This window comes from Chloroflexota bacterium, from assembly GCA_016235055.1.
Classification (GTDB): domain Bacteria; phylum Chloroflexota; class Anaerolineae; order JACRMK01; family JACRMK01; genus JACRMK01.
This window is the reverse complement of the sequence record JACRMK010000050.1, coordinates 22,392-34,415: the sequence shown is the minus strand read 5'-3', so window position 1 is coordinate 34,415 and position 12,024 is coordinate 22,392. Positions and strand designations below refer to the sequence as shown.

Below are 12,024 nucleotides of genomic sequence, written 5' to 3'. Positions count from 1 at the left end.
TAGAGTTCGGCGGAACAACTGGTTACGAACGCCCCGGCTCGCCATGCAGGCCGCTTTCGATCTGCGCAGACAGCGTTTCGATCTGCGCCTCAAGGCGCGCTAGTCGCTGCTCGATGTCACCCGGAACCGGCGCGCCGCTCGCACGCAAAGAATCTTGCCAGCGCAACAGCCGTATCAGCGATAGCAAGATCTGCCGGTTAAAAGTTACCTGCCGCTCAAGCACCGGGTCGATGTACGGCTCCCGCAGATGCGATGTCAGGTTGCGGCGCACCCACGCGATGAACGCGCCGACAACGGGTACGCGGGATTCGATCCGATAGTCGCGCAGCATGATGTCCGCCATCGCCTCCAGTCGCTGCAAATCGGCATTGATGGCGATCCGCTCGTGCGTGCCCGAAACCGTTGCGGCCCCATAACGACGACGTTGTGCACTGCCTGCCAGCAACGCGGCCTCGCCCGCAATGCGCTCCCAGGCGGCGTCGTGCCTCTCCCGCGAGAAGGACATTGCGCGCGCCAGGCCGCGCCGCGATAGATCGGCATGCAGGGCGGGTTCGCAAAGCACCCGCACGAGCACGTCCGCCATGGCAGACGCATCGTTTGACACGCACAAGAGGCCCGCAGCGTCGACCACTTCGGAATGCGCTGCCGCGTCGCTGGCAACCACCGGCACGCCGGATGCCATCGCCTCGACGAGCGGCACGCCAAAACCCTCGTGCTCACTGGCCGTGGCATACACGCTGGCCAGCCGATAGTGCGCCGGCAGTTCATCCGTAAGCCCCGCAAACACGACGTCCTGCTGGAGGCCGAGATCCGACACGCGCTCGTGGACCTGTGCCACGTACGGCGCCAATGCGGGCGACTGCTGGTCACCAACCAGCAGCAACGCTGCTTCCGGCACATGCTTGCGAACCAGCGCTAACGCTTCCAGCAGCAGATCGACGCGTTTGTTGCTCGCCATGCGGCCAACAAATAGAATGACTTTGCGCCCGTTCAGACCGTAGCGAGTGCGCAGCGCCCGATCAGCCGAACCCGGGCAATACACGGCCGGATCGATCACAAAGGGAATCACGCGGATGCGATCGGGCGCAACGCCATAGCGCGCGGCCAGTTGGGCGGCATTGTATGCGCTCGGCGTAACGATCAGATCGGCGCGATCGGCCAATTGCGCAGCGCGGTCGATGCTGCGTTGCAGTGCTTCGCGGTCATACGCCGCGCCCTGCCAGAGGCCCGGCGGCGTGATGTTGTGAAAGCAGAGCACGGAGCAGGCGGCGCCGATCGACTCGATCAGCGGGTAGACGATCGAGTAGTGAAAGATCAGAAGATCGGCGCCGTTGAACATGGCCGCATAATTCGCCGGCCCGCCGGTCGCACCCACAGTGGCATGCTCGGCAAGCTCGTCCGGCACGTGGTGCGGCGGCGACGTAAGGTTGAGCCGCACGTCGTCGCCACGCGCGCGGAAGAACCGCCACTGGTCGAGCATGTATCTGCCGACCGCATCCATACCTTCGAGGTTGGAATTTACGATGTGAACTCGCATGCGCGCTCATCAATTCGCGGCCATCACGTGAGCGCCCGGATCACGCGGCGCACCGGGTCACCAGCGGCGGCAGCCTGGCTCTCGTTGCCGGACGCGTACGCACATCCGAACGACTCTATTTTATCACGATCTCATCGCCCCGATGCCGCAGACGGCCGGTCGGAGCGCTCGGGCGCAGCGGCGGTTTGAGACGGCGGCTCCGCCGACGGGTTTGTTTCCGGTGGAAGCGCCGCGGTCATCCGATCCAGTTGAGCTTGCAGCCGTGCCAATGCGTTGGCGATTTCTCCGCTGTCCTTTGGTGAGGCGAAAGCATCACGGTCCACGTGCAGCGCGGACGGCGCGCGGCTCAGTGCAAACACCTCGGCGCTCAACCGGCGCACGACCAGCGCCAGTTGGCGATTGAATGCAACCTGGCGCTCGAGCATCGGGTCGAGGTACGGCTCGCGCAGGTGCGAGGTCAGGGTGCGCCGAATCCACGCGATGGCTTGACCGACAACCGGGAGATGCGACTGCACGACATACCCGCGCATCATCACGTCGGAGAGCGCGTCAAGCCGCCCCAATTCAATGCTCAACGAACTGTACCAGGCCGGTTCCGCCGCGTGTGTCGGAGCCGAACTCGCACGCGCGGCCAGTGGATTCGGCAGCCAATCGGATAGTTCGGCCATGAGACGCGACCACCCCTCATCGTGGCGTGCGACCGAGAACTCCCTTGCGCGAGCGATTCCCTTGCGGATCAGATCAGCGCGCAAATCGCTGTCGCCCAGGACACGTACGATCGTAGCCGCCATGTCAGCCGCATCGCCGGGACGGCAGAGCATGCCCGCATCGCCGATGACCCACGAGTGCGCGGTCGCGTTGCTCGCGACGACGGGCACACCGGACGCCATCGCTTCGATCAGTGGCACGCCAAACCCCTCGTGCAGGCTCGCGCTCACATAGATGTCGGCCAGGCGAAAGTGTGTCGGCAAGTCGTCGACCACGCCGGCACAGAGAACGTCGCGCGACAGTTGCAACTCCGCAGCGCGCGCCCGGATCCGCGCCGTGGACGCGCGGTATGTTGGCGTGCTGTCGCCGTCGCCAACCAGCAGAAGCGCGGCTGGAAACTGCGCGCGCACTTGCGCCAGCGCATCGACCAGCAGATCCACGCGCTTGTTGCGCGCCATGCGCCCCGCAAACAGCAGGATTTTCTTTCCGCTCAGGCCATAACGATTGAGCAGCACGGCGTCTTTTTCGCCCGGTCCGAACTCGTCGAGTGGTACCGCCAGAGGCAGCACCCGAATCTTATCCCGGCCCAGCCCATGCGTGCGGACAAGATAGTCGGCATTGTATGGGCTCGGCGTGACGATGAGATCGGCGTAATTTGCCACCAGAGGAATGCTATCGATGCTGTGTTGCAGCGCCTCCTGGTCAGACCACTCGCCGTCCCATAATGTGGGTGGCGTGACGTTGTGGAAAAAGAGGATTACGACGCCGCGTTCGAGAGCGCGAATTGTCTCTATCAACGGAAAGCGGCCCGTATAGTGATAGATATATACGTCCGACTGGCTGAAGTGGTTATCGGGCCGCGCCGCCAGGTCGGCCAGGCTTACCGTCCTGGCGAGCGGCAGCACATCGGCCGGTACTCTGGCGGGCCGAGATATGGCGTAGACCGCAACGGCATCGCCGCGGCGCGTAAAGTACCGGGCCTGATTGATGATCGAATGGCCGACTGCATCGGAACCGATCAGGGCCTGGCATACTATGCTAACGTTCACGCTGGGCGCCTCCTCCGCGCCACCCCTTCCGAAGGCTTGCGGGCAGCAATCGCTTTCGCCGGGCGCGTGCCCGGCACACGGCTAGCGTTCCATGACTTCACGATACGCCTGCAAGACACCCGCAATGTGGCTGTCCATGGAGAACCGTGTGCGCGATGCGGCCAGGCATCGCAGGCGCATGCGGCGTCGCGCAGGCGCCGGGAGGGCGAAATGACCGATCACGGTGGCGGCCAGCGAAGCCGCATCGCCGCGGGGAAAGAGGTAGCCCGTTTCGCCGTCCGTAACAAGTTCCGGAATGCCGCCAACGCGCGATCCCGCGACGGGCGTGCCGGCCTCGAAACTCTCATAGATCACCGTGGGCGAGTTTTCGGGCCAGACCGATGGCGTGACCGTCAAATCAGCCGACGCAAACAGTGCGCGCATGGCGGCATACGGCAGCGGCCCAAGCACGCGGACGCGCGGCCCAAACGCGCGCATGGCGGAGAGAAGGCGCTCCTCCCCGCCGCCCGCCACCAGCACCTCCAGGTTGTCCACGGTGCGCAGCATGATCGGCAGCGCGTCAAGCATGACGGCCGCCCCCTTAGTCTCAATGCCGCCGCCCGCATAGACCAACGTCGGGCGCCGCGCGTTGAGCGCTCCGAATCCGGCGTCAGGCGGCGCGAGTTCGAACCCGTTCCCGGACGCCACAATACCGTTTGGGACCATGCGGAAGCGCTGCGCATTGTAGCCGGCACGCACGTGCTGCTCAATCAACGCCTGGCTCGGGGAGATGAACAACTGCACGTTGGCGGTAAGTAACGAAAACAGAAGGCCTCGAAACGGTACAGCGCCCCAGTAGTCGTATCGCCGGAAGCACAACCGGCAACCCCCGTGCGCGGGCCGCGAGTCGCACAGCGTCCCGTCGCGCCGATAGCGCATGTTGTTCGGACAGAGCAGCCAAAGATCATGCAGCGTGTTGACCACGCGCACTCCCGCCGCCCGGCAGGCGAGATAGGGTGACAGGGTTGCGCCCGATACATTATGCGCATGGACCAGATCCGGCCGGAAGTCTTCGAGTTCGGTTCGCACATACTGAAACACACGCGCGTCAAAGACGTCGGTCCAGGCGGCGCGAATCGGCGTATTGAACCGGGCGCGACGCACGCTCAGTCCGTCGTATGTAAGTGCGTCGCGCTGTGACCGCCCGGGGAATCGGTTATTCACAACCAGCACACGGATGTCCATGCCGCGTCGCTGCAGTTCGCGACACGTATGGAGCGCGGAGATCTCCGCGCCGCCGACATAGTCGGGGTAGAATGTCGGAAGGATGACCTGAATCCGCATCGCTTTAACAAGTGGCGCGCCGTGGCCCGCAGGCGATTGGCCCGCCGGTCCGCGCGCTGCCTCGGCGGCGCGAGAGGGCACAAGCGCGTATGCCGCGGGCAGTTCCGCGCTTAGGCGGCGCCGGCCGCTGATCCAGGGGCCGTGTCGGCCTGCCATTGGCCGTGAAGAGTCACCAAGCCAAAACGCTCGCGCGGCTTGCCTGCAAACACGCGAAACGAGCAGATGCGATCGCGATAATCATAGATCTCTGTACCCTGCCTGTTATTGACGCTCACCGAGATCAGATAATCGCCATCGAGCAGTGGGAGTTCCGATACATGGTAAGTGACCATACCGTCACCGGCAAGCATCGGAAACGAGAGGCCGTTCTCGCCCGTGTTTGGGCCGCTGACGAGCACTCCATTCTGGTGATACACAGCCAATCCGAACACGGGGTCGGCCACCGGCATCCGCGCGCTATAGTGCAGGCGCAAGATCAACGCCCCGCCGGTAACGAAACTATCGCGCTGATACCCGCGCCCGTCACACAATTCCGCCCGCGTGATCTGCACCTTGCCCGTGCCCGTGCGCTGCGCGTCGCGAGCGACGCCGCCGGACTCATCGGCCTTCTGCGCAGTGTGATCGAGATACGCAGTCACCACGTCAGACACCGCGCCAACATCCCGCACGCGTCCGTTGTCCAGCCAGATGGCGCGCTCACAGAGTGATTGTATGGTGCCCAGTTCATGCGACACCACCAGGATCGTTGCGCCCTCCCGCTTGATGTCCATGACCCGCGCGATGCATTTGGATTGAAAGGCTTGATCACCTACTGACAAGGCCTCGTCGATCAAAAGGATATTGGGCTTGACATGAATGGCCACCGCAAAAGCCAGGCGCGCATACATGCCCGATGAGTAGAACTTGACGGGCGTATCGATGAAGCGCTCAAGCTCGGAAAACGCGACAACCTCATCGTAGACGCGGTCAATCTCGCTGCGAGTCAAGCCCAGCATAGCGCCGTTGAAGAAGATGTTCTCGCGGCCTGACAGCTCGTGATGAAACCCGGCGCCCAGCTCCAGTATGGCGGCGACTCGGCCGTCCGCCGTGACGTCGCCGCTGGTCGGACTGATGATTTTGGCGATCAGCTTAAGGATCGTGCTCTTGCCACTGCCATTGGACCCGATCAGACCTACCGTTTCACCGTGGGCCACAGCCAACGATACATCGCGCAACGCCCAGAACGATTCGTTCCAATCGCCGCGGCGCGCTAGCAACTGGCGCCAGAAGCTAGCCCCTGCACGTTGCGGCTGGTGAGAGAGGTTGAAGCGCTTGGACACATTCTTGAAGGCGATGGCGGTGGACATTCTGGGATCACGAACCAGCAGTACATTCCATTATCGCCGCCCCGGCGCATTCCGGCGGTGCGGCCGATCAGGTCGTCGTCGACCGTTCGACGCGGGGATCGCGGCGGCAGTGGCATGCGCGCCAACGAGTGAGTTTACCATAGGTTATTCGTACATCCCAAATCGCATGCGCGAGTCGCCAAGCCCCAACTTCACGGCAACACACGCGCGCATTCCGACGCCGCATTACGCCTATGTGCGGACACACCCAATACCCCCGGAGCCGCACAGCGTACGTCCTTCATACTCAACGCGCTGCATGGATTCGCACCGATGTGGACAGGCACAGCCAGACGACCGGCCTACAATGTTTGCTCAGTCAAGCGAAATATGTAGAATGGCATATCGAATCGCCAAATGAATGGCGGGAACAAGTCCCGCGATTGGCCAATGAGCGACGAGTCCCAACGCAATCGGCCTGTCATTGTGTAGCGAATTCTCCCAGGCGCCGACGCAGACGCCTCAGACTCGCTGACGAAGTACACCGGTCTGCCTTGCGCAAGCCACTTCGACACGGCGCTCATGAGCAGGCGTTGATCGACCGCCGGCTTGGACAGCAATACGGCGTCCCGCCCGTAGACGGACCAGAGCGGACACGCGAACCAGCCAACCTGCGAGCTATCCCCTATCGGCTCAAAAATGATTACGGCGTCAGTCGGGAATACTTCGGCCAAAGACGAAGCGAACTGCGTTGTCCCTTGAGCTTCTTGATATACAAGGTAAGGGGCCGATGTCGCGAGCACACCGCTCATGACTAAGGCGAGAACGGCAACCTGTGCATTCCGGAGGGTCGTGGGAAACATACGGCGCCAGAACGAACGCGAGATCGCCCATCCAATGAAGTAGCTGGCAAAAAGCAGTAGTGCGGGGATGACTTCAGGCGTCAACCGTCGCAATGCCACCGGATATACGGCGGCGGATGTGTACCGCGGGAGAAAGAGGCCCGCAAAGAGCACGGTGAAGGTCATCAGCACGATGTCGTGCCCGCGCGGACTCTGCCAGAAACACAGCACTAACCCAAAGGCCGCTGCCGCAATAAGCAATGGCGTAAGATAGAGGCCCAGCCTGGGGAGCATATCGTTCGGCGGTATACCCGCGCGAACCGGCGGCCATACCGGGTGAATGAAGTACAGGTACAGCGTGATGCCGATGACGAGCGCGGCAAACAACCCACGCACAAATGTGTTGGCGGCCAGGCCGAGTGCGGCGTCGCGTGCCCGCAGGCCGTGCTGATAGAGCAGCACCGCAACGGCCAGTGCTGTCGCACCGCCAATGGCCGCCAGCCACGGCCAGATCTTTAGAAAACCGTATACGTAGATTGAAAACAACTGCTGCGATGCCAATACATACGGGGCAAGCCAGGTCATGGCATTGACGAGCCAGCCTGCGATTGACAATGCCATCCAGCACAGGAAGATTGCAGCGCCCCATGCATCGCGGCGCGCAATCAGCAGAAAGACAACCACCAGCGCGGGCAATACGCTGGCCAGGGCATCGATTCGTGTCAGTATAGCGGCGCCAAAACTGGCGGCGGCGATCAGCAGGTACATCCGGCGCGGCCTGGACAAGTACGTAAACACGCAGTACAAACCACCCCAGACGAGCGCCTGAGCCATTGCTTCGGCATACGGTGTGCGCGCGAAATGAATCTGCGGGAAGCTCACGACGAGCAGGAGCGCTGCCAGCATCCCGGTGCGGAACCCGTAGAGCCGCGCACCTGCAAGATAAAGCGCTGTCACGCCCATTACACCAAACAGGGGTGTCACCGAGAACACGGCCGCGCGGCCAAACGCCGCAAACGCCAGCGCCAGCCAGACGATGAACCCGGCCGGCCGTGATGATACGATGTGGTTCGAATCTGCATCGACAACGTAATAGGCGCCGTAGAGCAGTCCCTGGTATCCCACAATGACCATGCCAGGAATCTGCTCATCGGACGGCACATAGAAGAGCTTCTTCTCATCCGGCGTCAGGCCCCGGAACGGCGTGTATTCATACGTCAGGCCTGCCGTCTGAGCCAGCAACGCGCCCGTGTTCGGATAGATGGCCGAGTCGCCGATTAGTGGATAATGTTCAGTCGGCTGTGCAAAGAGGACCGTCGCAAGTATGACCGGCAGAGCAACGGCCACGTGTGGCCAGCCAACAACCGGCAGATGCCAACGAATGCGACGCCGAGCCCACCAGCCCACGAGCGCCAGGATGGCCCCGGCACCGGCCGCGGTGTTCACAAGGGAGAATACGCCGAATTGCGCCAGCGCAACACCAAGCCACGTGACGGTGAGCACCAGCACCAACAGTGCCAGAAACAACTGCTCACCGGGCAGCGCTCGCGCCGCCGATTCGCTCATGCGGGATTGGCTGACGCTATCGTCGTGCACATCCCACGTGAACCGTTTGCGAGATTGGGTCAATTGAGTCAGGCCTCGTACCAAAACGCGGCGTTTGCGCGTTGGCTATGCGCTTCGGGGATTGGAAATCAACTGTGCGTAGTAGCTTTCCAGGCGATCGACATAGCGTGCGAAATCAAACCGTTCACGCGCAACCTGCGCGGCATTTTCACCCAGACGCAGCCGCAATTCCGGATCGGTGACCAGTCGCTCAAGCGCGCCGGCCATGGCGGCCACATCATTGGGCGGCACCAACAGCCCGGTCGCCTCGTTCACGACGGCCTCGGCCGTACCGCCCGCCATGGCGGCGGCGATGGCCATACCGCAACTCATCGCCTCGACGGGCACGGCCGCGAATGGCTCATCCCACAACGATGGGAAGACCAGTATGTCGTGCGACAGCATGGCGGCACGGACGGCGTCGCGCGTTGCAAACCCGCACAAGGAGACCTGCTGCTCCAGGCCTTCTTCGGCGATAACGCCGAGCAGCCAGTTCTTGAACTCTTGCGTTCCATCGCCGTACAGATCGAGTGTAAGCTCGGTATGGCCGTTGCGCTGGAGCACACCCAGCGCCCGCACAGCGATATGCGCGCCTTTCCCTCCCCAGAGCGATCCGACATACAGCAGGCGCAACGGGCCGGTGCGGTTTGCGCGCGGCGTGAACGCAAACAAATCGGTTGGCACGCCGAGATGTATCGCGCGCAACGTCTCCGCGTCGAAACCCTGGCGAACATAGTAGTCGCGCATGAATTCACTAATGGCGACAATGTGTTCAGGTCGCCCCAACCAGTACAGAATCGGCTGCACGAACGCCTGCGAAGCTCGCACCAACCATTGGTGCGACTGCCGGCCCGGTCGCACCAGCGCGCCAATGTGCTTCAGGCCATAATCCAACCACTTGTCGGCCACCTGCACGACGACCGGACGTCCGCTGTGCTGGGCCGCGATCAATGGCGACATCGATGCGAGATACAGGTTCCACACGACAACCAACTCGGGGTCGGTCGACCGAATCAGCCGCCGCACGGCCTGGTAGCTGCGCCTGTTGAACAGATGCCAGTTGATGAGGTCGCCGGCCGTCGGCTCCCGCCCACCCAGAAACGATTCTTCTTTTCTATCCAGGTCCAGGTTGAGGATGCCATGCACCGCTTCGCCGTCGGGCAGGCGGACGCCGCGCCCAGTTGCGATGGACACTGTGTGGCCGCGACGGCGCAATTCCGTTACGACGTCATGTGCGAGCATCTCATTGCCGCCCACAATATACGGCGGATACAGGTTGTTGATGAGCAGCAGTCTCATCGCGTTTGCCACGTGTTAAGCATCGTATGAACCAGGCGGCTCCAATCGTAGGTCGCCGATAGCTCCCGCGCACTGGCAGAAAGGCGGTGCTGCAGATCACGGTCCACCAGCAAGGCTGCGGCCTTGGCAGCGAACACTTCCGGGTCATCTGCCACAACGATGTGGAGCCCATCTTCCACATTCAGGCCCTGGCAGCCAATGGTGGTTGATATGACAGGCACTCCCATGGCCATGGCTTCGAGAATCTTCAGACGGGTGCCACCCCCGAGTCGAAGCGGCACGAACATGGCGGTGCTGCGCGCCAGATAGGGCCTGACATCCGGCACGCTCCCGGTGACCACCACGTTCGGGTGCTCCCCCAGCCGGAGTATCTCCGGCGGCGGCTGGTGTCCCACGATCAGGATGCGCACGTCAGGCACGCACACCAGCAAGCGCGGGTAGATTTCCCGCCAGAAGTAGAGCACGGCATCGATGTTGGGGTAGTAATGCATTGTGCCCGAATAGACCAGCGTCGGCGCATTCGTCTCGCCGTCGGTAGGCCAGTCGGCGCGTGGCGCAAAATACGCGGTATCCACACCATTGGGCATGATGGCGAAGCGCGTCTCGGGGCGCAGCTTGCTTAGCATCCGCTCGTCATCGCGCGAGCATACTAAATGAAGGTCATAGGCATCGCGAAGCGCGCGCGCCTGGAACCGGCGAAGCTTCAGGCTCTCGATGTAGTCAAGCAGTTTTACCTTTCCCCAGGGCCGCGCGGCAGCCGTTTCGTAGTAATGCCAGAAATCGATCTTCTGTTGCGACAGGATGCGCCGCATGGAATGCAAGCCCGCCGTGTACGCCGCCATGACGAGTTCGTCCACAAACACCAGGTCATAGCCGCCGCTCTGCAACTGGGCGCGAATGGACAGGAGGCTCTCCGGCGTTTGGAAGTGATCGACGCTGCGCGGCAGAGCGGACAGCATGCGTCTGGCGCGGTCTGTTTCCCGCCACGACTTAACCAACTTGACCAGGACCAGTCGCACGCACAAGGCACGGATGCCGTCGGCCTGTGCCGGCTCGTCAGCTCCGTGATATACAGAAAAGACATTCAGCTCGTGGCAGCGCGCCAATTGCTTGATCAGATGGAAGCTGCGCATTTTGCCGCCCGTATCCGGCGGAAAGGGCAGGTAGGGCGTGAGGAACGCAATCTTCATGTCGCCGTTCCATCCGGCCGGCGACCCACCACAAATGTTTCGCGCGGTGGATACAGGAAAAGCGTTGCCTCGCGCAACGATTGAGTAACCTCCACCAGGTGGCTCTCCTGCGCTTCGAGCGATTGCACGTGCGCTGCCAGGCGCCGCTCGCGCTTCTCAAGCCGCAGCACCGCCTCCATAAGTCGTTGCTCGCGCTCCTCCACCCGATCCACTCGCACCGAAACGAGCGCGATGGCATCCCGTACAGCGTCCAGGCCGAGCATGCGACCAACCGGATTTGCGACGATTCGCACAAATACATTCCGGATGGATACGCGAATGCCGGTTGACGATGAATCGGACTGCTGGCTCTCGGCCGGTGTGCGAACCGACCCGTGCGGCTCGCTGCCGGGTAGAGCCACAACGTGGCCGTCTATACCCGACACACCGTCCGCACCAAGCGCAGGATTCGACGTGATGGGGGGCTCACCTGCCAAGTTACCATCTGGTACAGATAAGTCTTGCAGGTTGAACCGTGCCAGAGGCGGACTCCAACCCGTCGCCGGGTTCGTGCCGCTGGCCGCGAGCTGGAAGCCGCTGTATACCAACATGAACTCCAGCAGCAGGCGATTGTACAGTCTGGCGTGCGTGGCGTCGCGCCAAAACTCATACAGGTGCACAATCAGGCTTTCCGGATTGGGGACCGCCACCAGAAACGTGCCGCCGGGCTTGAGCGCGCGGAATGCGAGCGCGAAGAGACCGACGGCCTGCGAAGCGGGGAAGTGCTCGATGACGTTGGAAAGAAAAATGCCGTCAAATGTGCCTGCGGAACCACGGAGATACTCAAGCGCATCGCCGAGGTGAACCGACAGCCCGCGGGCGTTGCAGGCCTTCACCATGCGCGGGTCGCTGTCCACGCCGCGCGGTTGACATCCGCGCGCGCGCAACAGTTCCATGAAATCGCCCTGGCCACACCCGACATCAAGCACCAGTGCACCGGGTGAAAAGTAGCCCAGGTACTCTCGCAAGTGGCTCAGGTTGGCCTCGGCACTGATGTGACCGCATGAATACATGTAATCGTAGAATCGTGCTTCGAAGTCAGCATTCAACGCACACCTGCCCCAATAAGCTATCGGTCGACATATAGGCTCCGCGATTCTATGACGA

Annotated in this window: 8 protein-coding genes; all 8 read right to left on the bottom strand. The window is 62.3% G+C overall.

What is annotated here, in order from left to right; all coding sequences use genetic code 11:
- Positions 1 to 22: 22 nt before the first annotated feature.
- Positions 23 to 1,537 (bottom strand): glycosyltransferase family 4 protein, encoded by a 1,515-nt coding sequence (locus tag HZB53_12450; protein MBI5878451.1) that lies wholly within the window; start codon positions 1,535 to 1,537, stop codon positions 23 to 25.
- Positions 1,538 to 1,668: 131 nt separating this feature from the next.
- Positions 1,669 to 3,294 carry a glycosyltransferase family 4 protein gene (locus tag HZB53_12445; protein ID MBI5878450.1) on the bottom strand — a complete coding sequence of 542 codons (1,626 nt, stop codon included), beginning with the start codon at positions 3,292 to 3,294 and terminating at the stop codon, positions 1,669 to 1,671.
- An 81-nt stretch (positions 3,295 to 3,375) separates the two neighbouring features.
- Complete coding sequence (locus tag HZB53_12440) at positions 3,376 to 4,617, bottom strand: glycosyltransferase (GenBank protein ID MBI5878449.1); 1,242 nt, start codon at positions 4,615 to 4,617, stop codon at positions 3,376 to 3,378.
- Positions 4,618 to 4,727: 110 nt separating this feature from the next.
- On the bottom strand, positions 4,728 to 5,963 hold the full coding sequence (locus HZB53_12435; GenBank protein MBI5878448.1) for an ABC transporter ATP-binding protein: 1,236 nt from the start codon (positions 5,961 to 5,963) through the stop codon (positions 4,728 to 4,730).
- 341 nt (positions 5,964 to 6,304) lie between these two features.
- Entirely contained in the window at positions 6,305 to 8,350 is a 2,046-nt protein-coding gene (locus HZB53_12430) for a glycosyltransferase family 39 protein (GenBank protein ID MBI5878447.1), read from the bottom strand.
- A gap of 105 nt (positions 8,351 to 8,455) precedes the next feature.
- Entirely contained in the window at positions 8,456 to 9,688 is a 1,233-nt protein-coding gene (locus tag HZB53_12425; protein MBI5878446.1) for a glycosyltransferase family 4 protein, read from the bottom strand.
- Positions 9,685 to 10,878 (bottom strand): glycosyltransferase, encoded by a 1,194-nt coding sequence (locus tag HZB53_12420; GenBank protein ID MBI5878445.1) that lies wholly within the window; start codon positions 10,876 to 10,878, stop codon positions 9,685 to 9,687. The genes HZB53_12425 and HZB53_12420 overlap by 4 nt, the downstream gene beginning before the upstream one ends.
- Positions 10,875 to 11,966 (bottom strand): class I SAM-dependent methyltransferase, encoded by a 1,092-nt coding sequence (locus tag HZB53_12415; GenBank protein MBI5878444.1) that lies wholly within the window; start codon positions 11,964 to 11,966, stop codon positions 10,875 to 10,877. The genes HZB53_12420 and HZB53_12415 overlap by 4 nt, the downstream gene beginning before the upstream one ends.
- Between the last annotated feature and the right edge of the window lie 58 nt (positions 11,967 to 12,024).